This window comes from Pseudomonas sp. CC6-YY-74, assembly GCF_002025205.1.
In the GTDB taxonomy this organism is placed as follows: Bacteria; Pseudomonadota; Gammaproteobacteria; order Pseudomonadales; family Pseudomonadaceae; genus Aquipseudomonas; species Aquipseudomonas paeninsulae.
Genome location: NZ_CP019947.1, coordinates 3128951 through 3152742, shown reverse-complemented (window position 1 = coordinate 3152742; position 23792 = coordinate 3128951). Strand labels below are relative to the sequence as shown.

Sequence of the window (23792 nt, the reverse complement as noted above, 5' to 3'; positions counted from 1 at the left end):
CGCCGCCCGACCGCTCCTGCAGGGGGTATCGACTCAGCCGGCGATCAGCTCGCGTGCTGCCTGGCGGTGATCGGCGATCAATTGCGCCACGTCCAGGCCTTCGATCTGTCCGTCGATCACTCGCCACTGACCGCCGATCATCATCCGGTCGGCGCGGTCGGCGCCGCACAGCAGCAGGGCCGAGAGCGGGTCGTGGCTGCCGGAGAAACGCAGCTCATCGAGCTTGAACAGCGCCAGGTCAGCCTGCTTGCCGACCGCCAGCTCGCCGATATCCGTGCGCCCGAGCAGGCGTGCCGAACCTTGCGTGGCCCAGCCCAACACCAGCTGCGGGGTGATCTTTTCGGCGCCGTAGCGCAGGCGCTGCAGGTACAGGGCCTGGCGCGCCTCGAGGATCATGTTGGAGGCGTCGTTGGAGGCCGAGCCATCTACGCCCAGGCCGATCGGTGCGCCGGCCGCCTGCAGGTCGAGGGTCGGGCAGATGCCCGAGGCCAGGCGCATATTCGAGCTCGGGCAGTGGCTGATGCCGGTGCCGGCCGCGCCGAGGCGGGCGATCTCGTCCGGGTTGAAGTGGATGCCGTGGGCCAGCCAGGTGCGCGGGCCGAGCCAGCCGACGCTGTGCAGATAATCCACGGTGCGCAGGCCGAAGCGCTGCAGGCAGAAGTCCTCCTCGTCGAGGGTTTCCGCCAGGTGGGTGTGCAGGCGCACGTCCAGTTCCTCGGCCAGTTCGGCGCTCTGGCGCATGATCTCTGGCGTCACCGAGAACGGCGAGCAGGGCGCCAGGGCGATCTGGATCTGCGCACCTGCAGCGCGCTCATGGTATTGGCGAATCAGGCGCTGGCTGTCGGCCAGGATCACCTCGCCCTGCTGCACCGTCTGCTGCGGCGGCAGGCCGCCGTCGGCCTCGCCCAGGCTCATCGAACCCCGGGTGAGCATGGCGCGCATGCCCAGCTCGCGCACCGCCTCGACTTGCACATCGATGGCGTGCTCCAGACCGTCTGGAAACAGGTAATGATGGTCCGCCGCGGTGCTGCAACCGGACAACAGCAGTTCGGCCAGGGCCACTTTGCTGGCCAGCGCGAGCTTTTGCGGGGTCAGCCGCGCCCATACCGGATAGAGGGTCTGCAGCCAGGGGAACAGCGGCTGGTTGACCACCGGCGCCCAGGCGCGGGTGAGGGTCTGGTAGAAGTGATGATGGGTGTTGATCAGCCCCGGCAGCAGCACATGCTCGCGGGCGTCGAACACCTGATCGCAGGGACGCGAAGGTTGCTCGCCGGCGCCGAGCAGTTCGCTGATCAGGCCATTGTCGATTACCAGACCGCCAGTGGCGTCGAGCTGGTTGGCGGTGAAGACGGCCAGGGGGTTCTTGATCCAGATACGGGTAGCTGCCATGAGCAGGCTCCTCTGAGGGTGAATTCAGGTTAGCCAGCTCAGTGTTGACCCTGTCTGCTGATCCAGGTGCGCCGAACGGCGTGTCGCTGAAGATACCTGTCCTGGCGGTCAGAATCAACGGCAGTCGCGGCTAAAGCGGACCGCCGCCCGGCCCTCTCACAGTGAACCGCAGCGCCTGTGGGAGGGGCTTTAGCCGCGATTAGCAATCCGCCAATTCGGCTGCTATACAGGCTTGAACGAAAATCAGGGAGGCAAAGGAATGCCCCGTTCAGATCAATTGCGCATCGGCCGTTTTTCAGAGCATGAGCGCATCTACCTGCTGACGGCGACTGTCGAGAAGCGTGAGCCGATCTTCGCGAATTGGCGTGTAGGCAGAGTCCTGGTCGATGAGTTGCGTAGTGCTCATGTCGATGGCCTGGTTGAGTCCTTGGCCTGGGTGGTGATGCCCGATCACGTGCACTGGTTGCTGGTTCTGCAGCGCGGATCACTCAGCGCGTTGATGCGTCGGGTGAAAGGACGCAGTGCCAAGCAGATCAATCAGCTCAATGGACGAAGCGGAAAGCTGTGGCAGGACGGTTTTCATGACCGTGCGCTACGCCGCGAAGAGGATGTGTTGCCGGTCGCCCGCTATATCGTTGCCAATCCATTGCGGGCCGGGCTGGTGGCGCGGGTAGGGTGCTACCCGCTGTGGGATGCAGTCTGGGTTTAGGATTTGTCGCGGCTAAAGCCCCTCCCACAGGATTGTGGTGATCCGTGGGAGGGGCCGGGCGGCGATCCGCTTTAGCCGAGATGGTTTTACCGGCGCTGCAATTCAATACGCCCGCGACTGATATCGGCCAGCAGCCGTTGCAGCTCGGCGAAGCGCGCTTCGGGCACCGCCAGGTGCAGTACGGCGCCGCTGGCATCGAAGGTCTCGCTGTCCAGCACCGCGTCCAGTTCGCTCAGGCGCGCCTTGAGCAACGCCAGTTCGGCGAAGCCGCAGTGGCAGGCGCAGCGCGTGCGCGTGACCAGTTCGCGGCGTTGGCCGCCCTGCAAACATTTGTTGGCGCTGCCGCCATAGGCGCGGGCCAGGCCGCCGGTGCCGAGCTGGATGCCGCCGTACCAGCGGATCACCAGCAGCGCGACCTGGTCGCAATCCTGGCTGTCGATGGCGGCGAGGATCGGCCGCCCAGCGGTGCCGCCGGGTTCGCCGTCGTCGCTGAAACGGTACTGCTGGCCGACCTTCCAGGCCCAGCAGTTATGCGAGGCGCCGGGGTCGCTGACGCGGGCGATAAACGCCTGCGCCTCGGCCGCGCTGGCCACCGGCGCGGCGAGGGCGAGAAAACGGCTCTTGCGGATCTCCTCGCGGTAGTCGCAAGGGCCGAGCAGGGTGTAGGGCATCAGGTTGTGGCGGGCGGGGTCAGGCCGCAGCCCTTGAGGATGATGCGCACCAGGTTGTCGCTGGCCACCTCGAAGTCCTGTTTGCTCAGGCGCGTGCGGCCGGTGACCCGGCAGATCTGCGAGGCAAAGTCGGCGTAGTGCTGGGTGCTGCCCCACAGCAGGAAGATCAGGTGCACCGGGTCGACCGGGTCCATCTTGCCGGCGGCGATCCAGGCCTCGAACACGGCGGCGCGGCCACGGAACCAGCTCTGATAGTCCTGGTTGAAGTACTCCGACAGGCACTCGCCGCCGCTGATCACCTCGATGGCGAAGATTCGCGAGGCCTTGGGGTAGCGCCGCGAGAATTCCAGCTTGGCGCGGATGTAGCGGGCCAGGGCCTCGGCCGGATCGTCGTCGACGCTCAGGCTGTTGAAGGTGCTGTCCCAGAGTTCGAGGATGTTGCTCAGCACTGCCAGGTACAGGCCCAGCTTGTTGCTGAAGTAGTAGTGCAGGTTGGCTTTCGGCAGGCCGACGGTCTGCGCGATGGTGTTCATGCTGGTGCCCTTGAAGCCGTGACGGGCGAATTCTTCCTCGGCGGCGGCAAGGATCGCTTCTTCGTTCTTCTGGCGGATGCGCCCGGCCGGTTTGCCGGCGGCATGGGCGCTGTGCGCGGGTACTTCAACGGTCATGGGGCGGTTCCACGGTGGTCAGGTGTTCAACGACTGCACTGATAACCCACTGTCATCGAGGTGACAAGCGCAAGGCGCAGAAAAACCGCAGCGGATGCTCTCCAGCCCAGGCCCTGCACCAAGGTTGTGCGTATAGGTGACGTGGCGAGGTGTTCTCGGGTCTGGCAGTGTGTCTTGGTCGCCCGGATGCAATCCGGGGGAATCTGCCTACTACCAATCGTTCCCGGATTGCATCCGGGCTACAGGGGTGGCTGGTCGCGGGCGCGCGGTTCTGCCTGGGCTTGCTGCGCGCTCTGCTTCCCGCCCAGGTACCAACCGAGCGCGGCCCAGGCGGCGGCGCAGGCGGCGCCGACCAGTGCGGCGAGCAACGCGCCCTGGCTGATCAGGTCGAGCAGCGCCTTGACCCAGGCGCTGACGGCGTCGCCACCGCGGTAGACCACGGTGTCGATGAAGTTCTTGGCTTTGTACTTGGCCTGTGCATCGAGCGGGGCGAAGAGCATTTCCCGGCCGGGGCGGACGAAGGAGTACTCGCCGACCCGGCGCACGATCATCAGCGCCGCGAGCATGGCGAAGGTCGGTGCCAGGGCCAGGCCGAGAAAGCCCAGGCAGACCAGCAGCGGCACCCCGGCCAGCAGCGCGCGCAGGCCGAATTTCTCCGCCACCCGCCCGGTGATGAACAGCTGGGCCAACAGCGACAACGCCTGCACGCTGAAGTCGATCAGGCCGAACACGCGGATCTGCTGGTTGCGCTCTGGGAAGGTCAGCGCCACCAGGCGCGCCTGCTCGAAGTAGAGGAAGGTACTCGCCGTCGCCAGGAGGATGACGAAGGCGCTGATGCCCAGCAGGTAGGGCGAGGCCAGCACCCGGGTCATGCCGCTGAACGGGTTGCCCGTCACCGGCTCGCGCGGGTTCTCGCTGGGCGCTGCGCCGGGGCGGCCGGCACCGCCCTGGGCGCGCCAGGCCATCAGATGGTGCTTGGCCAGCACGGCGCCGCCGAGCAGCAGGGCGGCGCAGAGGATCAGGCCACTCTGGCCGATGGCACCGACCAGCAGGGCGCCGAAAGCCGGCCCGGCCAGACCGCCGCAACTGGCGCCGGCGGCGATAAAGGCGAACAAGCGCTTGGCCTGGGCCGCATCGAAGACATCGGCCATCAGGCTCCAGGCCACCGAGACCACGAACAGGTTGTAGACCGAGATCCACACGTAGAACAGCCGCGCCGCCCAGATATCGTCGCCGACTTGCTGGAACAGTGCGGCGAAGGCCAGCAGGTTGACGATGAAGAAGCCGTACACCCAGTCGATATAGCGTGCTCGCGGCACCCGCGAATTGAGCCAGGCGAACAGCGGTACGGCGGCCAGCATGACCAGGAACGTGCCGCTGAACAGCCACTGCAAGTTCTCCACACCGCCGCGAATGCCCATCGCTTCGCGGATCGGCCGTAGCATGAAATAGCCGCTGAACAGGCAGAAGAACAGGCCGAAGCCACCCAGTGCGGCGAGCAGTTCGGCCGGTTTGGCGTTGATCGCAATGGCCAGACGCTGGGTTGGGCTCATTGATCGTTCCTTCGGCGCGGAGTGAACGGCTTGGGCCACGCATGCACGGGAGAAGCACTATCTCGTGGGAGGGGCTTTAGCCGCGATTTTTTCAACGCACAGCCCAAGCATCGCGGCGAAAACCCCTACCAAGGCACGCGCAAACGTAGGGTGGAGATGCCACCAGGCTTGCCCGCAGCAGGCTTCGCCATGTCCACCCTATGCACGCCTCAGCTGAACGCGCGAACGATCCGCTCGCGCAGCGCCGCATCCGGCAGGCGACCCTGGCCGGCCAGCAGGTTGTCGGTCATATAACGCACCTTGGAGGTAGCCGGGATCACCACGGTCACCGCCGGGTTGGCGAGGATGAACTTGAGCAGCAACTGTGCCCAGGAGGTGGCGTCGACCTCGATCGCCCAATCCGGCAGCGGCTTGCCCTCGACCCGGCGGAACAACTGGCCGCGCTGGAACGGCCGGTTGATCAGGGTGGCGATACCGCGGTCGGCGCAGTAAGGCAGCAGGCGCTTCTCGGCGTTGCGCTCGGCCACCGAATAGTTGAACTGGACGAAATCCACCGGCTCCTTCGCCAGCACCTCGAGCAGGTCGGCGTGGGCCGCTTCGCGGTAATGGGTGATGCCGATGTAGCGCACCTTGCCTTGCTCCTTCAGCTCACGCAGCAGGGCCAGTTGGGTGCGGGTGTCCTGCAGGTTGTGCACCTGGAGCAAATCGAGTGTGTCGGTTTGCAGGGCGCGCAGGCTGGCCGCGACCTGGGCCATGCCGCGCTCGCGGCCGTTGGCGGACACCTTGGTCGCGAGAAACGCCTTGTCCTGGGTATTGGTCCGCCTGAGCAGTTCGCCGCTGACGGCCTCGGCGTTGCCATAGCTGGGTGCGCTGTCGATCAGGCTGCCGCCGCCGTTGATAAAGGTCCGCATCACCTCGTCCAGGGGGTTGAGGCTGGCATCGTCGAGGTTGACGTCGAAGGTGCGTGAGGTGCCCAGGCCGATTACCGGCAGGCGTTCGTCGCTGCCGGGAATCTGCCGCTGCAGCAGTTGCTCGGGGGGCAGGGCGAAGGCATTGCGCGCCAGCCAGGGCGCGGCGGCAATAAGGCTGAGCAGGGCGGCGCTGCGCTGAATGAAGTGGCGACGGCTAGGCATGGCATCCTCCGTGGTGACACCGCGTGGGTATCGAGCATAGTTGTGTGACCGCCCCGCGCGCCACCTGCGCCCGCCCAGTTGTTACCTGGTGTGTCGGCGTTCCGAGGCGCCGTGGGCAGTGCATCCGGACCGCCATCAGGTCCGGGGCAATCGCAATCTGTAGGGTGTCACTCGCCGTAGGCAGTGCACCATTGGCCGCCTGACGCGGCACAAAAGCTGGCGGGCTGTCGCTGCGCTCCGAACGGATCGCCGCCCGAGCCGGCCTACCCGCAGGCAATGCACCATTGGTTCATCGGCGCGGCATAAAAACTGGCGGGCTGTCGCTGCGCTCCGAACGGATCGCCGCCCGGACCGCCCTACGCCCGGAACGCCATCGCCACCCGAGCCGGCCCTACGGCGTCGCCGATCAGCCACTCGCTTCCAGCGCCTCGAGAAAGCTCTCCAGCACCAGGTGCGGGCGGCGGCCCTTGCGGGTGACGGCGGCCAGGTTGACGTCATAAAAGCGCGAGTCCGCTTTCAGTGCGCGCAGGCGGCCCTGCTGGACCCAGGCTGCGGCGTAGTGGTCGGGCAGGTAGCCGATGAAACGGCCGGTGAGAATCAGGAAGGCCATGCCCTCGCGGTCCGAGGCGCTGGCGGTGCAGTTGAGTGCCTGGTAGTGGCTCTGCACGTCGGGCGGCAGGCGGAAGGTCGGCGCGATGGCGTCCTGGGCATTCAAGCGCTGATCCTCAAGCTGCTGGTCGTCGACATAGAACAGCGGATGGCCGACCGCGCAGTAGAGCAGCGAGCGCTCGTCGTACAACGCCTGGTAGTCCAGCCCGGACAGTGCGCCGGCCTGCGGCACCACGCCGATATGCAGGCGGCCGTCGAGCACGCCTTGCTCGACCTCGCTCGGCGGGGTCATGCGGATATGGATGCGCACGTCCGGGCCGCGTTCCTTGAGGCGCGCCAGGGCGTTGGTGATGCGCATATGCGGCACCGTCACCAGGTTGTCGGTCAGGCCGATATTCAGCTCGCCGCGCAGGTGCTGATGCAGGCCGTTGACCTCGGTGCGAAAGCTCTCCAGCGCGGCCAGCAGTTGCTGGGTCGACTGGTACACCTCGCGGCCTTCCTCGGTCAGGGCGAACCCCGCGCGACCGCGCTGGCACAGGCGCAAGCCGAGGCGCTGTTCGAGGTCGCTCATCTGCTGGCTGATTGCCGAGCGGCCAATCCCCAGGACGCTCTCGGCGGCGGAAAAGCCGCCGCATTCCGCCACGCTGCGAAACAGCTTGAGCAGGCGAATATCGAAGTCGCTGACCTGGGCCAGGGGATCGGGGCGGCGTGTGCTCATTGTTTAGCCATCGCTTAACTAAAGATAAGAAGAGTGTGCTTTTACTGACTGTATTCCCGTGGCACCTTGTCTGGCAACAGATTCGCTTTTGCTGGGTGGGAGCGCCGTTCGGCCCCTCCCACAAACTAATCAAGTTGCCCATACGCGAGGCCACCCGATGAACATGCCGCAGACCGCCACCCCGCCATTGGCCAGCCAGCTCAAGCTGGATGCGCACTGGATGCCCTTTACCGCCAATCGCAACTTTCAGCGCGACCCGCGCTTTATCGTCGCCGCCGAAGGCAGCTGGCTGACCGACGAGAGCGGGCGCAAGGTCTACGACAGCCTGTCCGGCCTGTGGACCTGTGGCGCCGGTCATTCGCGCAAGGAAATCCAGGAGGCGGTGGCCAAGCAGCTCGGCACCCTCGACTACTCGCCGGGCTTCCAATACGGCCATCCATTGGCCTTCCAGTTGGCCGAGCAACTGGTCGAGCTGGTGCCGGATGGCTTGAACCATGTGTTCTTCACCAGCTCCGGCTCCGAGTGTGCCGATACCTCGGTGAAGATGGCCAAGGCCTACTGGCGCCTCAAGGGCCAACCGGCCAAGACCAAGTTCATCGGCCGCGCCCGTGGCTACCACGGCGTCAATATCGCCGGCACCAGCCTCGGTGGTATGGGTGGCAACCGCAAGATGTACGGCCAGTTCATGGACGTCGACCACCTGCCGCACACCCTGCAGGCGGGTCTGGAGTACACCATGGGCATGGCCGCGACCGGCGGCGTGGAGCTGGCCAACGAACTGCTCAAGCTGATCGAGTTGCACGACGCCTCGAACATCGCCGCGGTGATAGTCGAGCCGATGTCTGGTTCGGCCGGGGTCATAGTGCCGCCGGTGGGCTACCTGCCGCGACTGCGCGAGATCTGCACGCAGCACAACATCCTGCTGATCTTCGATGAAGTGATCACCGCATTCGGGCGCATGGGCAAATGGAGCGGCGCCGAGTACTTCGGCGTCACCCCGGACATCATGAACACCGCCAAGCAGATCACCAACGGTGCGATCCCCTTGGGCGCGGTCATCGCCTCCAGCGAGATCTACAACACCTTTATGCAGCAGGCTACGCCCGAGCATATGGTCGAGTTCACCCACGGCTACACCTATTCCGCCCACCCGGTGGCCTGCGCCGCCGGCCTGGCTTCGCTGGAGCTGCTCAAGCGCGAGAGCCTGGTGCAGCAAGCCGCCGAGCTGGCGCCGCAGTTCGAGAGCGCCCTGCATGGCCTGAAAGGCAGCAAGCACGTCCTCGACATTCGCAACTGCGGTCTGGCCGGCGCGATCCAGATCGCTCCGCGTGACGGCGACCCGGTAATCCGCCCCTTCGAGGCCGGCATGGCCCTGTGGAAGGCTGGTTTCTACGTGCGCTTCGGCGGCGACAGCCTGCAATTCGGCCCAACCTTCAACGCCAAGATGGAAGACCTCGACCGCGTCTTCAATGCGGTTGGCGAGACCCTGAACAAGCTGGACTGAAGCAACGACAACCTGTAGGAGCGGGCCATGCCCGCGAACACCGCGAACACCGCGAATCGCGGGCGCGGCCCGCTCCTACAACAACACAACTATTTGGCTGGATGCCGCTACCTTCATCCACCCTACAGAATTCGATCACGGAGATTTTTATGAGCCATATCCCGCACCTGATCAACGGCGAGCGCGTTGCCGGCACCGGCCGCCACGCTGATGTATTCAACCCGTCCACCGGCGAGGTGATCCACCAGGTCGCCCTGGCCGACCGCGCGACCATCCAGCAGGCCATCGACGCCGCCAAGGCCGCCTTCCCGGCCTGGCGCAAGACCCCGCCGGCCAAGCGCGCCCAGGTGATGTTCCGCTTCAAGCACCTGCTCGAACAGCACGAAGGCGCCATCGCCAAGCTGATCAGCGAAGAACACGGCAAGACCATCGAGGACGCCACCGGCGAACTCAAGCGCGGAATCGAAAACGTCGAGTTCGCCTGCGCCGCCCCGGAAATCCTCAAGGGTGAATACAGCCGCAACGTCGGCCCGAATATCGACGCCTGGAGCGACATGCAGCCGATCGGCGTGGTGGCGGGGATTACCCCGTTCAACTTCCCGGCCATGGTGCCGTTGTGGATGTACCCGCTGGCCATCGTCTGCGGCAACTGCTTCATCCTCAAGCCGTCCGAGCGTGACCCCAGCTCGACCCTGTACATCGCCGCCCTGCTGATCGAAGCCGGCTTGCCGAATGGCGTGATGAACGTGGTGCACGGCGACAAGGAAGCGGTCGACGCGCTGATCGAAGCCCCGGAAGTCAAGGCCCTGAGCTTCGTCGGCTCGACCCCGATCGCCGAATACATCTACAGCGAAGGCACCAAGCGCGGCAAGCGCGTGCAGGCCCTCGGCGGGGCGAAGAACCACGCGGTGCTGATGCCCGACGCGGATCTGGACAACGCCGTCAGCGCCCTGATGGGCGCGGCCTACGGTTCCTGCGGCGAGCGCTGCATGGCCATCTCGGTCGCCGTGTGCGTGGGTGACCAGATCGCTGATGCCCTGGTGCAGAAGATTACTCCGCAGATTCACGAACTGAAGATCGGCGCCGGCACCTCCTGCGGCCTCGATATGGGCCCGCTGGTCACCAGCGCCGCCCGCGACAAGGTCACAGGCTACATCGACGCTGGCGTCGCCGCCGGTGCCGAGCTGGTGGTCGACGGCCGTGGCCTGAGTGTCAGCGGCAACGAGAACGGCTACTTCCTCGGCGGCACCCTGTTCGACAAGGTCACCTCGGAGATGAGCATCTACACCGACGAGATCTTCGGTCCGGTGTTGTGCATCGTCCGCGTGGGCAGCCTGGAAGAGGCCATGCAGCTGATCAACGACCACGAATACGGCAACGGCACCTGCATCTTCACCCGCGACGGCGAGTCGGCGCGGCTGTTCTGCGACGAGATCGAAGTCGGCATGGTCGGCGTCAACGTGCCCTTGCCGGTGCCGGTGGCCTACCACAGCTTCGGCGGCTGGAAGCGTTCGCTGTTCGGCGATCTGCATGCCTACGGCCCGGACGGTGTGCGTTTCTACACCCGCAAGAAGGCCATCACCCAACGCTGGCCGCAGCGCGCCTCGCATGAAGCCGCGCAGTTCGCGTTCCCCAGCAATGGCTAACAGCGGGTAGGGCGGTACACAAAAAGGCCAGTCGAGAGACTGGCCTTTTTTCTGTGTAAACCATCGGCATCGCTGCGCTCAACCCATCCTTAGGGCCAGCGAGGAGAGTCAACTCGCCAGGCCTACTGCTTACCCTGGCGCGTCTGTGCCGCTAATGGCGGGTGGGGCGCAGGCTTACCTCGCGAACGCTTGCGCCGCGCAAACGTTGGCTGGACCATATGGCTGACAGGCCGTTGCACCCGGTAGCGAGCGAAGGCTAGGCGGACACGTCGGCGATATCAACCGACCCCCCAGTGTCCGCAACGCTGTTCACTTAAGTGACCTTCTCAGGGTGCTTGTCGTAAGTCAGCCCCCGCGCCAGGTGCGGGGCTGTTGTCTGTACGGCCGCTGACGATTGATGCCCATCGTAGGAGCGGGCCACGCCCGCGAAACTGCTGTCGCGCCCATGGGCCGCTCCTACGGGGCCGATACTTCCCCGGATTTCATCCGGGCTACGAAAAATGCTGCTCACTAGGCTTAAGTGAACAGCATTGCCCCAGTGTCCGAGCTGTACAGGCGCAGTTGATGCGCTTCGCTCACCCTGCCTGCGGCGGTTACTCCGCTTCGCGATCTTGCAAGGCCGCTTAGCCGAACGGATAGTTTTCAACCGCCTGCTCATGCCGCGCGAGCGCTAGCCAACGAGTTTACCGCTATCCCCTGTTAAGCCCCCTGTAGTCTCAGACCAGGGCGTTCGCTGTTCCAGGCGCGTTGTATGTTCAATACCAGCTGATCGATCTGCGGCACCAGCAGATTGGCGGCGAGCACGGCGAAGCAGAGACCATCGGCATACAGCCCGAATTCGCGAATCAGCTCGGTCAACGCGCCAATGATCACGCCGAACAGGATGCGGCCGGCAGGCGTATCGGGACTGGTGACCGGATCGGTGGCGATGAAAAAGGCGGTGAACAGAAAACCGCCGAGGCTGAGGCTGTACAGGCTTTCCTGTGGGCTATGGCCGGCGGCCAGGCACAGCACTGCGGCGGTGGCGAGCATCGCCAGCGGAATCTCGATGCGGATCACCTTCAAGATGCCCAGCAGTAAGCCGCCGGCTATATAGCCGACCCCCGACAAATTGGGGGTGGTAGGGCTGAGCTCTCCCAGGGCCAGTTGGGTGGCGCCAGCGAATGCATCGAGGCTGAGGCGTGGCGCCAGTTGCAACTGCTGCAGCAGAACCTCTTTAGCGTCCAGGGTGAAGGTCCAGGGGGCCAGGTTCGATGGCGCGGGGTACAGCAGTTGGTAGAAACCCAGGGCGATGATGCCCAGGCCAACCATGGCGGGGTTGAGGCGGTTGCGGCCAAGGCCGCCACTGCCGTATTTACACAGTACGACGGCGGCAAAGCTGGCCAGCGCGATCATCCACAGCGGCACCAGCAGCGGCAGTGCCCGAGCCAGAATCAGGCCTAATACCAGCCAGCTCAGGTTGCCCAGCCCCGCCCGCACATCAGATCCGCGCAGGCGCAGCACAGCGGCTTCGAAGCCCAAGGCCAGCAGCACGCACCAGAAGGCCTGCAGCCAGACCACGATGCCGAATTGCCAGGCATACAGGGCGGTGCCCGGCAGCAGGCACAGGCTGACCAGCAGCATCAGCGTCCTGAGGCGGTGCGGGGTAGGGCGGAGTATCAGGCTCATTTGCGCAGCTCCGCCTTGCTCTGGCGAAAGCGCTCGCGCAGCGGCAGATTGCTCGGGCAGACGCTGCTGCAGCTGCCGCACTCGATGCAGGCGTCCAGCTGCAGTGTCTGCAATGTCGCGTGGTCAGTGCGCTCAGCCGCGGAGTAGAGATCCAAGGGTCTCAGCGAGATCGGGCAGACATCTACGCAGCGGGTACAGCGGATGCAACTGCTCGCAGGTTCGGCTGCCGGCAGGTAGCGCTCGGCAGCAAATATCAGGCAGCTGCTGGTCTTGCTGATGACTGCGCTGGGGTCCGGTAGTGGCAGTCCCATCATCGGGCCGCCGACCTGGGTCAGACGGCCCGCGGGATCGGCACCGGCAATCTCGCGCAGTGCGCTGACCGGATAACCAAGCGGCACTTCGACATTCCCGGGGTGCTCACAGCCCCCGGTCAGCGTCAACACCCGTGATATCAAAGGCTCGGCGTGGAACACCGCGCGGCCCAGTGCGTAAAGCGTGGCGACATTCAGCGCCAGCACGCCGATCTCGGCCGGCCGGGCACCCGGCGCCAGGTTACGACCGCTCAGGCTCTTGATCATCAGCGGTTGGCCGCCTGCCGGGTAACGCGCCGGTAACGGACAGATCTCGACGTGGGTACGCGCCTGGCGGGCGGCGGCACGCAACGAGGCCATCGCCTCAGGTTTGTTGGTTTCGATACCGAAGCGGGTCTGGGTTATTCCCAGCAGGGTAGCGAGATAGTCGGCAGTCTCGATCAGCGCCTCGGCGCGTTCGCGCATGAGACGGTCATCGCAGGTCAGGAAGGGTTCACATTCGGCGCCGTTGATCAGCAGCAGGTCGGGCTGCTGGGCGCCGGCCAGCTTGAGGGCGGTCGGGAAACCCGCGCCACCCAGCCCAACGATGCCCATCTGCAACGCCCGTTCGACCAGCGCCTCGGACGTGTGGGGTAGCCCCAGCACGGGGCGTTCGATCCACTCATCCAGACTATCGGCGTTCAGCATAACGGCCATAACCGGCTCGGCTGAGTCGGCGGCGAAGGCGAGACCGACCTGTTCCACGATGCCGGAGGTGCTGGCATGCACCCAAGGGGTGTTGCCATCGCCGATGCCGATCACCTCGCCCTTGCGCACATGCTGGCCCGGCTGCACGCAGGGCTGGGCGCATCTGCGACCGCGCTGGAGCGGAATCGCCAACTGTAGTTTGCCGACCGCGACCGGGGCAATCGGCGTGGAATTGGATAACTGCTTGTAGCCTCTGAGCTTGAGTCCGCCGCGCCAGCTGTGCTGAGTGGGCGCGGCAATGGCGAGCAGGCGCCGCCAGAAGGGTTTCTGTTGCGGTTGGCGTTGGGCTCGGATGGGGAGCTGCATGCGTTCGACGCTCTGAAGCGAATGCTTAGACATTATCTGTCCTCCAATTTTTGGACATAAAACACCCCCGTGCACTCATGCACATAAGAGGATTTTGCTTCCGGGTCTTTGAGGGAAAAGCGAGGGGGGACACTCGATCACTCGTGAGGTTCAGAGCGCTCGATGCGTGGGTTGTTCACTTATTGATCAATTCTGCTGATAAACGGTAGGTCAACTGCCGGTCAGTGTGGTGATTGACAGGAGCACTGCCAGGCGTCGCCGCCAGTGGCTGCGGGGTTTCCAGCGCTTGGCCGAGGAGTACGGCCGTGGTGTTTCGCAAGCCTTACTCGATCGGCCTGCGCCGCTGGAATTTCGCGTGCTGAGCTGCATGGCACGTAGGATTCGGTTGAGCGCAGCGATACCCATCGGCTGTTCATTGAGGTTGATACCCAGAAGCTGTCTTCTGGTTACCGTTTCGCCCTGTCGGGCGAGTCACTTCTGGCAGTCGCCCCAGAAGTAACCAAGAGGGCTTGCCCCGCCATCCGGCCCGCCTACGGCGGGTTCCCTCACTCCATCATTGCTCCAGGGGCCGGCGTACAAGGGCCGTCCCTGGCCCTTTACGCCTCTCGGCTTTGGCATCCTGCGTCGCCCTACCTCCTGCATCCATGCAGTCGTCGCCGCATCCATGCGGCTCACTCCCTTGCGCAACGACTCCGTTCGGCCTCCTGAAGGGGCTTTTGGCGTCGCCAGATAGATCTCATCCAATTACTAAACAGATCAAAAACACCGCCCACGCGAAGCGTGGGCGGTGCTTGCTTCCGATTGTGCCCACGCTCAGTTCGTAGGGCGGGTGTAACCCGCCGCGTAGAGATTGATTGTGCCCACGCTCCAGCGTGGGCACACCGCCTGTGACGCTCCGCGTCACGGTTTGCTTTGCCTCTCGCCGAGCAAGGACGCGGAGCGTCCGGTGCTGCGTGCCCACGCGGAGCGTGGGTACGATCAAGTGCTTTTGGCGTGGCCGTCCACAAATCGCCCAGACGACGCGATCCCCGATCCCGTCAGGAGGCCGAGTGGAGGTGCTGTGGAGAGGGGCGTTTGGCATGGATGCCAAACGAGGAGCGATGGGCCAGGGATGGCCCTTCGTGACGACCCTCGGAACAGTGCCGGAGCGAGGGAAGTTGAGCGAAGCGAAACCCGTATGCCGGGCGCGCTTTCTCTTTGGTTACTTTCTCTTTAGCGCGAGCAAAGAGAAAGTAACTCGCCGTAAGGGCGAAACACGTAATTAAGTCCAATAGAGTTGCGGCGGATCAACACCGGATGTTTGGATGGATGCTGGTCAAGAAATTGATGGGTATCGCTGCGCTCAACCCATCCTACAAAGTAGTTTCGCGTCACATTAAAAGTTAGGAGTAAAAACCGGTGGTTGTTTTCAACTGGTCGGAAAAATCGTAGATTTCGTCCAGTGAGTTGATCGGGTGGCGGGTCTCGGTTTTTTCTTGGTCAAAGATACCGATGTACTTTTGCATGCGATTAAAGTGCAGGCGGCAAATCGGTTTACGGTTATTGTCGTCCAGCAAAATTCCGAAGTAACTCTGGGTGTCACGCTGGATAATTCGCTTCGCGTCAACAACCGAACGCACAATCGCTTTAACGATATGGTAGCCCTCAAGCTCTTCAAGCGTGGTCATGATTTTGTCGTCTGCGGGCTCGTCGAGTTGTTCTGCAGAGGCTTCGGTTGCTGTAGGTGCGGCAGTGCTATAGCTGGGTTGAAGCGCACCGCTCATCGCTGACTTCAAGCGATCGTTCACTTGGTCGCTCAAAAATTGAGCAACAGCCTTTCGGGTCAGTTCGGCGAATTGCTCACGCACTTTTTGCGTGATCATTCCGTCATAAACGCGGGAGGCAAAGAACTTTACAAAGTCATCATCAGGTTTGCTGAACTGGGATGCGATCTCTTTTTTTATTTGGCTGACATACTTAAGTTCGCCCGCAGAGTTGACGATGGAGTCAACGTCGAAAGCCGATTTTGTGAGCTTTATTAGTTCAGGTACGGCGTGTTCATCGATGTCGAGTAAATCCAGTTCAAGAAAGGGCTTCTCGTCCATCTTGTTTGGGGCGTCCAGGTCAGTAAAAAATTTGTAGACTTGGCCGTTTGTGAGGATGGAGATACGAGCATTTGTTACATGGAAATAGCGAAACAGTTGGGAGGCGTGATTGACATTCAGTGGCTCGCCAATTTTCTTGCATTCGATCAACATTTGAACTTCGCCATCTTTCAGGATTGCGTAGTCAATCTTTTCACCTTTCTTCGTCCCTACGTCACAGACGAATTCTGGAGTTACTTCCCGAGGATCAAATACGTCGTAGCCAAGCACGCTGTTGATGAATGGCATGACAAAGGCATTTTTTGTAGCTTCTTCCGTTTTTATCGCTGCAGCCTGTTGGCGAATCTTGGCGGAGAGACTGTTAAGTTTTTCGAAGAATTCCATGTCTAATTCCTTGCTGTATTAGCGTCCGTGGTTTGTGTTGGGTTATGCGGTACGCGTGTCACTTCCCCACCTTCCGAGTCCTCACATACAACGCCTCGCCCCCCATCGCACTGCTCCCGCGCACCTGCAACTCGAAGCGCTTGGGATGGCCCTTGATCAAGTCGCTGAGTTTCCTGAAGCCATACAGTCGTGCATCGAACGCCGGGCGTAGTTTGCTGATGGTCGAGCCGAGGGAGCCGAGTTGAATCCAGCCGTCCTCGTCGCTGATGTCTTCGATGACCTTGGCGATAAAGTCCGTCGGCACCTTCTGCGCTTTCGGTTTGGCGGCGGGCTTGGTCGGTTCGTCGGGTTGTTCGCTGGGCGCGTTCGGTTGCGATTTGTCGCCGCTGGCGGCGGGTTCGTCCTGGGTATCGGCGGCGTCGGCGCGCAGCAGTTCGGTGTAGATGAACTTGTCGCAGGCCGAGACAAACGGCTTGGGCGTTTTCTCCTCGCCGAAGCCGTAGACGGTCAGGCCTTCCTCGCGCAGGCGGGCGGCCAGGCGGGTGAAGTCGCTGTCGCTGGAGACCAGGCAGAAGCCGTCGAAGCGCCGGGTGTAGAGCAGGTCCATGGCGTCGATGATCAGCGCGCTGTCGGTGGCGTTCTTGCCGCGGGTGTAGGCGAATTGCTGGATCGGCTGGATCGAGTAGTCCAGCAGCACCTTCTTCCAACTGCCGAGGTTGGGCTGGGTCCAGTCGCCGTAGATGCGCTTGACGCTGGCGACGCCGAACTTGGCGATTTCCTCGAACAGGCCTTCGACGATCGCGGCGGAGGCGTTGTCGGCATCGATCAGCAGCGCCAGAAGCTGTTGCTGACGCTGCGGGTGGGCTTTGCTGGCCATGGGGTCATCCGTGAATAAACGTACCTCGAACATACTGCGGATGCTGGCAGGGCGCCATAGGCAGCAGCCCGCCGCCTGGGTGCAGGCGGCCAAGGGGTAAACAGGGCCTGGAACTTGCTATGGGTCTAGTGTCCGGGCGCCCGTCCGGTCGACCACGACTCGCTAGCCCCACGGGAGCCCGCTCGATGAACACTGCCGCTATTGCCGATTACATGACCAAGGACTTTGCCAGCATTGGCGCCGATATGCCGGTGGTGGAGGCGGCCAGGCAGCTGATGCGTTATCCCATTCTCGGCGGGCCGGTCACCGATGCGCAGGGCCTGCTCTTGGGCTGGATTTCCGAGCAGGAGTGCCTGCAGGTGGCGATCCAGGTGGCTTATTACAACCAGCGAGTGGCCACGGTGCGCGACATCATGCGCACCGACGTGCTCAGCGTGACCACCGCCATGGACGCCGTGGCGCTGGCGCAGCAGATGCTCGGCGACAAGCCGAAGAGTTACCCGGTGGTCGATGCCGGCGGCAAGGTGATCGGGGTAATTACCCGCCGGCACATGCTCAAATTGCTGGATAAGCTGATGGAGTTGCCGCTTTCCCGCTCGGCCTGAACCGCGCTTATGCCCCTTCTGTGTGCATGCGCAGGGCGGCCTGACCGGTGCATGCACCAAAAGCGGCTGATTGCGTCCGGACGCAGGGGGGCATCTTAGGCCTGAGCGCCTCCTCAGCCAGGTTTTGCATCCATGCGGTGCCGCCGCCCAGGCCGCGCGTTGCGCCGCGCTATCTGCCATTTGCTTGACCTGCGCCGGGGTACGGCCGGGTGGTTGCGCCTATAGTCGCCGCCCGTCCTACCAAGCAAACCAGGCAAAGGTCTCCCGCCATGCGCGTACTCACCCTTGTGTTCTTCTGTTGCATCGCCAGCCTGGCCCAGGCCAACGATGAGGCCATGCAACGCTTTACCCGGCTCAACGCCGACCCGGTGTTGCGCGAGCAGGCCTATGCGGCCGGCCAGGAACGGATGCTCTTCTGCGGTAATTGCCACGGCGAGAACGGCAACAGCAAGCGCCCGTACATTCCCAATCTGGCCGAGCAGAACCCGGTGTACCTGTTCAACGCCTTCGAGAAATTCGCCAGCGGCGAGCGCAAGGACTTCGTCATGTCCAAGCTGGCGCCGACCCTGACCCTGGAAGATCGGGTCAACGTCGCCATCTACTTTGGTCAGCAAAAGCTGCTGGCGCATAGCGAGCCGGTCGATGCGGCGTTGCAGCAGCAGGGCGAGGTGACGTTCAAGACCATCTGCACCGGCTGCCACGGCGTGCATGCCGAGGGCCGCGACAACACCCCGCGCCTGGCCGGTCAGCCGGCCGAGTACCTGCGCAAGGCGCTGACGCGGTTTCGCGACAAGGACCCGAGTCGCGCCGGCTCGGTGATGATGTCGATCGCCGCCGACTTCAGCGACGCACAAATCGACGCCCTGGCCGCCTATCTGCAGCAGTTGCAGCCCTGACGCTTAGGCGGCCCGGCGTTCGGTTGTAATGGGTAGCGCTGCGTTCAAGCACATTCCCTAAAGCAACTGCATCCCGCCAAAAAGCGTCCCGTCAGCCGCTGCTGCGGCGTGGCTCGCCGGCGCGCCGCAGCGGGCTGCAGTTGGCCGGGTCGACTGCGCCGATGTAGGGGTTGCCGTGGCCCATCACGCAGCCGACTTTCTGGTTGCGCCAGCGCTCCCACTCGCTGATCGGGTATTGGCGGTTCCAGGCTTCGTAGGTGCGCCGGTCAAGCTTGGACAGGCGCAGCTTGTAGTGGTCGGCCATGTACAGGTAGATGCGCGCCGAGGCGCCGCGTGCCGGCTCGGGTGGCATGGCGGTTTTCTGCTTGAAGTTGACCACCATGGGGCAGGCGCCGTACTGCTGCGGTTTGTCGCTGAGCATGCCGAGGGCGTAGTTGGAGCGGTCGCCATTCACTTCGCCGATGCTCGGCACCAGGTTGTGCAGGTCGGCTTCGGCGGCCTTGAACACCGGGTCGCTGCGCGTGCAGTTCTTGCGTCCGCCGTGCTGCCAGCACTGGCGCTGGTGACCGATCACCCAGGCCGGCACCACGTGCTCCCATTCCAGGCGCTGCGCGCGGCGTTGTTGCTTGCGCACCTTATAGCCGCAACTGGCCAGGTCGACGCGCTTGCCTTGGTAGGCGCAGCCGCAATAGAAGGTGCTTTGTCGGTCGGCGTAGAGCTGCCAGGCAATTTTCTTGGCGGCGGCGAAGTTGTGCGGGGCGTCGGCGTGGATGGAGACGGCAAACAGCAGGCAGAGCAGGGCGATCAGGCGCGGCATGGAGGACTCTAGGCAAAAAGCTGCGCATGATAGTGCTGGAAGAGCTGGCCAGGGGCCTGCAAGACGCTCTAGCCCGGATGTTTCATGAGCAAGGCAGTCTGCTCGAATTATCAGCAGGCAGCCGTTTTTGCTCGTGCGCTGGGTGGCCAGCGTTTGGGCTGCGTGCGGCGCTGCGGGTTGCTGGCGTCATCGCCGGTCGCAGGCGCTCTGATAGATCCGCTGGCGCAGTAGTTCGCCGACGCTGTGCTCGCTATAGGACGGATACCGGCCGTCATGGATGGCTTCCTCCAGGCGGCCGGTCAGCCCACACTGCGATGTGAAGCCGCGTAGCCGCATTGGAGCAAATCGCTTGATCGCTCGGGAGCGCGGCCTTCGCAGTCGGTGCGCACGGTGACAGCGGCGATGGCAGGAAGACCCGCTGGCGCGGGCTAGAATCACCCATAGCGGTCGCGTTTAAGCTCCGTGCGAAGCGTTATTGGCATAACGCCTTTTATATCGAAAGGTTAAATGGGCTTTGCGTCTGCTTGTGAACGGTTCGCGCGAGTGGCGTTATGGCTTTCGCGCCCAGCGCAGGGCGGATGACGCTGCACCTGCATGCCGGGACGCTACGCGAAACTGAATAGTGAATGACGAGGCGTGCCACGCCGGGAGGTTGCAATGGCTAGTGGTTGGGCAAATGACGGTGCGGTGCAAGAACAGATCGACAGCAGCATAGAGGACGCCATTGCTCGCGCCCGCAGCCAGTTGCCGACCGGCGAGAGCCTGGAGCACTGTGAGGAATGCGCTGCGCCGATTCCGCTGGCGCGCCGCGAAGCGATCAGGGGCGTGCGCCTGTGCGTGGCCTGTCAGTCCGAACTGGATAAGCAGCAGAAGGCGGGCGGCGGTTATAACCGTCGCGGCAGCAAGGACAGCCAGCTGCGCTAACCTGTAGGGCGGGTGCAACCCGCCACCTGCGATTTAGCGCGACAAGGACGTTGCCATGCCTGACTACCGTCGAGCCAGCGTACCCGGCGGCAGTTACTTCTTCACCCTGGTAACGGCACGCCGCCAACCGATCCTGACCCGTCGCGATATTCGTCAAGCGCTGCGCGAGGCCATCGAGGTCGTACGCTCAACCCAACCGTTGCGTATCGATGCCTGGGTTCTATTGCCCGATCATCTGCATAGGATCTGGACCTTGCCTCCAGGCCATGCCGATTTCTCCAACCGTTGGCGTCTGCTCAAGCGGCATGTCACCCATGCTTGTGGCGATCGCTACAACCGTGTTGACCGGATGACCAATCGCCGTGCCGGCAAGGGTCAAGGCACCCTTTGGCAGCAGCGTTTCTGGGAACACCTGATTGGCGATGAGGCGGACTTCGCCCGGCATTTCGCTTACCTGCACGGCAACCCGATCAAGCATGGTTTGCTCAAGCGAGTGCAGGATTGGCCCTGGTCATCCTTTCATCGCTGGGTCGGGCCGGGCGTCTATCCGTTGGACTGGGGTGGCGCACCGGCGACGGACGCGCTTGTCGTCGGTGAGTGAGGTGGCGGGTTGCACCCGCCCTACATGGCTGCGCCAGGTAACCCTGAGCGGACTGCAGGCGGAGGCTGTACGTCAGGGTAGAGGCTGCGATAGCTCGCGGTGCTGAAAGGCTACCAGACCGGCTGCTGGGAGACGGTCTGGCCAGAGTCGCTTACTGAACGCTGCTGAGCTTGACCACGTCGCCGGAAACGGTGGTGGTATAACCGGTCAGTACCCAGGCCCAGAACCAGTTTTCCTGAATCTGAGTATTGATCAGCGCATCGCCGCCCTTGGCCTTGATGGCTGCGTTCTGCGCGCGGACGAAGCGGTTGTTCTGCTGGATGGGGATCAGGCCGAACAGCAATAAGCCGGTAGCGCTCGCCTGGCTGTGACCGATTACGGTGTATTGCTGGTTGTCCAGATTCTGGGTTTTCATCGGCGTGCCTGTGCAGCCGGTGATGGCCAGGGCGAACAATAGGGTGGCGATGATTTTGCTAGCGTAGTTCAAAGGTCTTACTCCATAGGGTTGCGATCCTGAGCGTCATTTCTCAGGGGCGAGCAATTTAGCGGCTGCGATACCAAAATGGAATCAGTGCATTGAAAACCAGCCTGCGATCTGGGTTTTCGTGTTCGATTCATCGAAGTGGGCACTTCGCCAGTCTGGGCGGGTCACATGACTCACACCATTTATTGCCAAGGAGGAGGTTTACTCCATGAATATTTTTGAAGCTTTGCGCTTGAGCCACCAGACGCAGCGTGAGCTGTCGACAAAACTGATCGACACCAGTGGCGATACCTCAGCGCGCCAGGCGCTGTTTACTCTGCTGAAGTCGGAGTTGGCGGCGCACTCGGTTGCCGAGGAGCGGCACTTCTATATTCCACTGATGCAGGAGGATCTCGGCGTCGACCTCTCGCGCCATGCGATTGCCGAGCATCACCAGATGGACGAGATGGTGGAAGAGCTCGAGGACACCGACCCCAGCAGCCCGAGCTGGTTGGTGCAAGCCAAGAAGCTGGCGGAAAAGGTGCACCACCATCTGCATGAGGAGGAACAGAAGTTCTTCCAGATGGCCGGCAAGCTGCTCAGCGAGACGCAGAAAGAGCAACTGTCCGGCGACTACCTCAGTACCTATGAAGCACACAAGAAAGCCGAAGCCTAAACTGTCGCGCCGATGGCCACAGGTGACCGTATGGCGCTCGCCAGGGCCAACGCCAGCGCTGCCCCGTGGCGCGTGGTAACGAGCAGTCGCCCCTCAGAATAGGAAATAGCGCTGCGCCATCGGCAACACCTCGGCCGGCTCGCACCAGAGCAACTGGCCATCGGCCTTGACCTGGTAGGTCTGTGGGTCGACCTCGATATTCGGCAAATAGTCGTTGTGGATCAGGTCGGTCTTCTGCACTGAGCGGCAACCCTTGACCACGGCGATCTGCTTTTTCAGCCCTAGCTGTTGCGGTACTCCGGCGTCCAGCGCGGCCTGGCTGATAAAGGTCAGGCTGCTAGCGTGCAGGCTGCCGCCGTAGCTGGCGAACATCGGCCGGTAGTGCACCGGTTGCGGCGTGGGAATCGAGGCGTTGGCGTCGCCCATCAGGCTGGCGGCAATCGCTCCGCCCTTGAGGATCAGACTCGGCTTGACGCCGAAGAATGCCGGACGCCAGAGCACCAGATCGGCCCACTTGCCCACCTCGATCGAGCCCACTTCATGGCTGATGCCGTGGGTGATCGCCGGGTTGATGGTGTACTTGGCGATGTAGCGCTTGGCGCGGAAGTTGTCGTTGCCTTCACCGTCTTGCGGCAGTGGGCCGCGTTGCTTTTTCATCTTGTCCGCGGTCTGCCAGGTGCGCAGGATCACTTCGCCGACCCGGCCCATGGCCTGGCTGTCGGAGCTGATCATCGAGAAGGCGCCGAGGTCATGCAGGATGTCTTCGGCGGCGATGGTCTCGCGGCGGATGCGGCTTTCGGCGAAGGCCACGTCCTCGGCAATCGAGGGGTCGAGGTGGTGGCAGACCATCAGCATGTCCAGGTGCTCGTCGATGGTATTGCGGGTGAACGGCCGGGTCGGGTTGGTCGAGCTGGGCAGCACATTGGCGAAGCCGCAGGCCTTGATGATGTCCGGAGCGTGGCCGCCGCCAGCACCCTCGGTGTGGTAGGTGTGGATGGTGCGGCCCTTGAATGCGGCCAGGGTGGTTTCGACGAAACCAGACTCGTTGAGGGTGTCGGTGTGGATCGCCACCTGCACGTCATACTGGTCGGCCACGTTCAAGCAGTTGTCGATCGCAGCCGGGGTGGTGCCCCAGTCTTCGTGCAGCTTGAGGCCGATGGCGCCGGCCTTTACCTGCTCGATCAGCGGCTCCGGCAGCGAGGCGTTGCCCTTGCCGGTAAAACCCAGGTTCATCGGGAAGGCGTCGGCGGCCTGCAGCATGCGCATCATGTGCCAGGGCCGGGGGTGCAGGTGGTGGCGTTGGTGCCGGTGGCAGGCCCGGTGCCGCCGCCGATCATGGTGGTTACACCGCTCATCAATGCCTCTTCGATCTGCTGCGGGCAGATGAAGTGGATGTGGCTGTCGATGCCGCCGGCGGTGAGGATCATGCCCTCGCCGGCGATCACCTCGGTGCCGGCGCCGATGGCGATGGTCACGTCCGGCTGGATGTCCGGATTGCCGGCCTTGCCGATGGCGGCGATACGCCCGTCCTTGAGGCCGACATCGGCCTTGACGATGCCCCAGTGGTCGAGGATCAGCGCGTTGGTGATCAGGGTGTCGACCACGTCCGCCGCGCAGAGTTGGCTCTGGCCCATGCCGTCGCGGATCACCTTGCCGCCGCCGAACTTCACTTCTTCGCCGTAGTTGGTGAAGTCTTTTTCCACTTCGATCCACAGCTCGGTGTCGGCCAGACGCAGCTTGTCACCGACGGTGGGGCCGAACATGTCGGCGTAGGCTTGGCGGGAAATCTTCATCAATAAAGTCCTGACACAGTGTGTTCGCTGTAGTGCTGTG

General features: G+C 63.3%; 20 protein-coding genes and 2 pseudogenes. 8 read left to right on the top strand and 14 right to left on the bottom strand.

All coding sequences use genetic code 11. The features are described from left to right. Positions 1 to 33 precede the first annotated feature (33 nt). Positions 34 to 1389, bottom strand: a complete 1356-nt coding sequence (locus B2D37_RS14380; RefSeq protein WP_079203325.1) for an 8-oxoguanine deaminase — start codon at positions 1387 to 1389, stop codon at positions 34 to 36. A gap of 259 nt (positions 1390 to 1648) precedes the next feature. On the opposite strand from B2D37_RS14380, the gene B2D37_RS14375 reads away from it, so the two are divergent. Further along, entirely contained in the window at positions 1649 to 2098 is a 450-nt protein-coding gene (locus B2D37_RS14375) for a transposase (protein ID WP_079203324.1), read from the top strand. Positions 2099 to 2184: 86 nt separating this feature from the next. On the opposite strand, the gene B2D37_RS14370 is transcribed toward B2D37_RS14375, so the two are convergent. From B2D37_RS14370 to B2D37_RS14350, 5 genes are all read right to left on the bottom strand, one after another. Beyond that, positions 2185 to 2769 (bottom strand): YigZ family protein, encoded by a 585-nt coding sequence (locus tag B2D37_RS14370; RefSeq protein ID WP_079203323.1) that lies wholly within the window; start codon positions 2767 to 2769, stop codon positions 2185 to 2187. Continuing rightward, on the bottom strand, positions 2769 to 3437 hold the full coding sequence (locus B2D37_RS14365; protein WP_079203322.1) for a TetR/AcrR family transcriptional regulator: 669 nt from the start codon (positions 3435 to 3437) through the stop codon (positions 2769 to 2771). Before B2D37_RS14365 ends, B2D37_RS14370 begins: the two co-directional genes overlap by 1 nt. Positions 3438 to 3676: 239 nt before the next feature. Further along, a complete protein-coding gene (locus B2D37_RS14360) occupies positions 3677 to 4990 on the bottom strand; it encodes an NTP/NDP exchange transporter (RefSeq protein ID WP_079203321.1) in 1314 nt (437 codons plus the stop codon). Between the two features lie 209 nt (positions 4991 to 5199). Then, complete coding sequence (locus B2D37_RS14355; protein WP_079203320.1) at positions 5200 to 6123, bottom strand: aldo/keto reductase; 924 nt, start codon at positions 6121 to 6123, stop codon at positions 5200 to 5202. A 406-nt stretch (positions 6124 to 6529) separates the two neighbouring features. After that, on the bottom strand, positions 6530 to 7450 hold the full coding sequence (locus B2D37_RS14350; RefSeq protein ID WP_079203319.1) for a LysR family transcriptional regulator: 921 nt from the start codon (positions 7448 to 7450) through the stop codon (positions 6530 to 6532). 157 nt (positions 7451 to 7607) lie between these two features. On the opposite strand from B2D37_RS14350, the gene B2D37_RS14345 reads away from it, so the two are divergent. Together B2D37_RS14345 and B2D37_RS14340 are read left to right on the top strand one after the other, a co-directional pair. Then, positions 7608 to 8954: an aspartate aminotransferase family protein gene (locus B2D37_RS14345; protein WP_079203318.1), complete on the top strand. Its 1347-nt coding sequence runs from the start codon at positions 7608 to 7610 to the stop codon at positions 8952 to 8954. 149 nt (positions 8955 to 9103) lie between these two features. After that, entirely contained in the window at positions 9104 to 10600 is a 1497-nt protein-coding gene (locus B2D37_RS14340) for a CoA-acylating methylmalonate-semialdehyde dehydrogenase (protein WP_079203317.1), read from the top strand. A 699-nt stretch (positions 10601 to 11299) separates the two neighbouring features. Here B2D37_RS14340 and B2D37_RS14335 read toward each other — a convergent pair. The 4 genes from B2D37_RS14335 to B2D37_RS14315 all read right to left on the bottom strand — a co-directional run bounded on the left by B2D37_RS14335 (position 11300) and on the right by B2D37_RS14315 (position 16977). Continuing rightward, complete coding sequence (locus B2D37_RS14335) at positions 11300 to 12268, bottom strand: RnfABCDGE type electron transport complex subunit D (protein WP_079203316.1); 969 nt, start codon at positions 12266 to 12268, stop codon at positions 11300 to 11302. Beyond that, positions 12265 to 13665 carry an electron transport complex subunit RsxC gene (rsxC, locus tag B2D37_RS14330; RefSeq protein WP_079203315.1) on the bottom strand — a complete coding sequence of 467 codons (1401 nt, stop codon included), beginning with the start codon at positions 13663 to 13665 and terminating at the stop codon, positions 12265 to 12267. Before rsxC ends, B2D37_RS14335 begins: the two co-directional genes overlap by 4 nt. 1349 nt (positions 13666 to 15014) lie before the next feature. Continuing rightward, positions 15015 to 16100 (bottom strand): type I restriction endonuclease, encoded by a 1086-nt coding sequence (locus tag B2D37_RS14320; RefSeq protein WP_079203313.1) that lies wholly within the window; start codon positions 16098 to 16100, stop codon positions 15015 to 15017. A gap of 58 nt (positions 16101 to 16158) precedes the next feature. Next, positions 16159 to 16977: an NYN domain-containing protein gene (locus B2D37_RS14315; RefSeq protein ID WP_079204989.1), complete on the bottom strand. Its 819-nt coding sequence runs from the start codon at positions 16975 to 16977 to the stop codon at positions 16159 to 16161. 185 nt (positions 16978 to 17162) lie between these two features. On the opposite strand from B2D37_RS14315, the gene B2D37_RS14310 reads away from it, so the two are divergent. Together B2D37_RS14310 and B2D37_RS14305 are read left to right on the top strand one after the other, a co-directional pair. Continuing rightward, a complete protein-coding gene (locus tag B2D37_RS14310; protein ID WP_079203312.1) occupies positions 17163 to 17582 on the top strand; it encodes a CBS domain-containing protein in 420 nt (139 codons plus the stop codon). A gap of 269 nt (positions 17583 to 17851) precedes the next feature. Beyond that, positions 17852 to 18478 (top strand): c-type cytochrome, encoded by a 627-nt coding sequence (locus tag B2D37_RS14305; RefSeq protein ID WP_079203311.1) that lies wholly within the window; start codon positions 17852 to 17854, stop codon positions 18476 to 18478. 91 nt (positions 18479 to 18569) lie between these two features. Here the strand turns inward: B2D37_RS14305 and B2D37_RS14300 are convergent, their stop codons facing one another. Together B2D37_RS14300 and B2D37_RS23740 are read right to left on the bottom strand one after the other, a co-directional pair. Next, positions 18570 to 19295 (bottom strand): endonuclease, encoded by a 726-nt coding sequence (locus B2D37_RS14300; protein ID WP_079203310.1) that lies wholly within the window; start codon positions 19293 to 19295, stop codon positions 18570 to 18572. Positions 19296 to 19493: 198 nt separating this feature from the next. Beyond that, a pseudogene (locus B2D37_RS23740) lies at positions 19494 to 19699 on the bottom strand (IS1380 family transposase); the annotation flags it as partial. A gap of 253 nt (positions 19700 to 19952) precedes the next feature. Between B2D37_RS23740 and B2D37_RS14295 the strand changes: the two are divergent. Both B2D37_RS14295 and B2D37_RS14290 read left to right on the top strand, forming a co-directional pair. Beyond that, a complete protein-coding gene (locus B2D37_RS14295; protein ID WP_079203309.1) occupies positions 19953 to 20219 on the top strand; it encodes a DksA/TraR family C4-type zinc finger protein in 267 nt (88 codons plus the stop codon). 55 nt (positions 20220 to 20274) lie between these two features. Then, complete coding sequence (locus tag B2D37_RS14290; protein ID WP_079203308.1) at positions 20275 to 20820, top strand: transposase; 546 nt, start codon at positions 20275 to 20277, stop codon at positions 20818 to 20820. Between the two features lie 151 nt (positions 20821 to 20971). Here B2D37_RS14290 and B2D37_RS14285 read toward each other — a convergent pair whose 3' ends face one another. Then, positions 20972 to 21307: a hypothetical protein gene (locus tag B2D37_RS14285; protein WP_079203307.1), complete on the bottom strand. Its 336-nt coding sequence runs from the start codon at positions 21305 to 21307 to the stop codon at positions 20972 to 20974. 205 nt (positions 21308 to 21512) lie between these two features. Between B2D37_RS14285 and B2D37_RS14280 the strand changes: the two genes are divergently transcribed. Beyond that, positions 21513 to 21959: a hemerythrin domain-containing protein gene (locus B2D37_RS14280; protein WP_079203306.1), complete on the top strand. Its 447-nt coding sequence runs from the start codon at positions 21513 to 21515 to the stop codon at positions 21957 to 21959. A gap of 93 nt (positions 21960 to 22052) precedes the next feature. On the opposite strand, the pseudogene ureC reads toward B2D37_RS14280, so the two are convergent. Next, a pseudogene (ureC, locus tag B2D37_RS14275) lies at positions 22053 to 23752 on the bottom strand (urease subunit alpha). Between the last annotated feature and the right edge of the window lie 40 nt (positions 23753 to 23792).

Coding starts and splice junctions, on each gene's coding strand:
- rsxC (WP_079203315.1), bottom strand. CDS start 13,665: ATGTCTAAGCATTCGCTTCAGAGCGTCGAACGCATGCAGCTCCCCATC.
- B2D37_RS14290 (WP_079203308.1), top strand. CDS start 20,275: ATGCCTGACTACCGTCGAGCCAGCGTACCCGGCGGCAGTTACTTCTTC.
- B2D37_RS14335 (WP_079203316.1), bottom strand. CDS start 12,268: ATGAGCCTGATACTCCGCCCTACCCCGCACCGCCTCAGGACGCTGATG.
- B2D37_RS14295 (WP_079203309.1), top strand. CDS start 19,953: ATGGCTAGTGGTTGGGCAAATGACGGTGCGGTGCAAGAACAGATCGAC.
- B2D37_RS14380 (WP_079203325.1), bottom strand. CDS start 1,389: ATGGCAGCTACCCGTATCTGGATCAAGAACCCCCTGGCCGTCTTCACC.
- B2D37_RS14340 (WP_079203317.1), top strand. CDS start 9,104: ATGAGCCATATCCCGCACCTGATCAACGGCGAGCGCGTTGCCGGCACC.
- B2D37_RS14345 (WP_079203318.1), top strand. CDS start 7,608: ATGAACATGCCGCAGACCGCCACCCCGCCATTGGCCAGCCAGCTCAAG.
- B2D37_RS14365 (WP_079203322.1), bottom strand. CDS start 3,437: ATGACCGTTGAAGTACCCGCGCACAGCGCCCATGCCGCCGGCAAACCG.
- B2D37_RS14315 (WP_079204989.1), bottom strand. CDS start 16,977: ATGGCCAGCAAAGCCCACCCGCAGCGTCAGCAACAGCTTCTGGCGCTG.
- B2D37_RS14300 (WP_079203310.1), bottom strand. CDS start 19,295: ATGCCGCGCCTGATCGCCCTGCTCTGCCTGCTGTTTGCCGTCTCCATC.
- B2D37_RS14320 (WP_079203313.1), bottom strand. CDS start 16,100: ATGGAATTCTTCGAAAAACTTAACAGTCTCTCCGCCAAGATTCGCCAA.
- B2D37_RS14360 (WP_079203321.1), bottom strand. CDS start 4,990: ATGAGCCCAACCCAGCGTCTGGCCATTGCGATCAACGCCAAACCGGCC.
- B2D37_RS14305 (WP_079203311.1), top strand. CDS start 17,852: ATGCGCGTACTCACCCTTGTGTTCTTCTGTTGCATCGCCAGCCTGGCC.
- B2D37_RS14370 (WP_079203323.1), bottom strand. CDS start 2,769: ATGCCCTACACCCTGCTCGGCCCTTGCGACTACCGCGAGGAGATCCGC.
- B2D37_RS14355 (WP_079203320.1), bottom strand. CDS start 6,123: ATGCCTAGCCGTCGCCACTTCATTCAGCGCAGCGCCGCCCTGCTCAGC.
- B2D37_RS14310 (WP_079203312.1), top strand. CDS start 17,163: ATGAACACTGCCGCTATTGCCGATTACATGACCAAGGACTTTGCCAGC.
- B2D37_RS14350 (WP_079203319.1), bottom strand. CDS start 7,450: ATGAGCACACGCCGCCCCGATCCCCTGGCCCAGGTCAGCGACTTCGAT.
- B2D37_RS14375 (WP_079203324.1), top strand. CDS start 1,649: ATGCCCCGTTCAGATCAATTGCGCATCGGCCGTTTTTCAGAGCATGAG.
- B2D37_RS14280 (WP_079203306.1), top strand. CDS start 21,513: ATGAATATTTTTGAAGCTTTGCGCTTGAGCCACCAGACGCAGCGTGAG.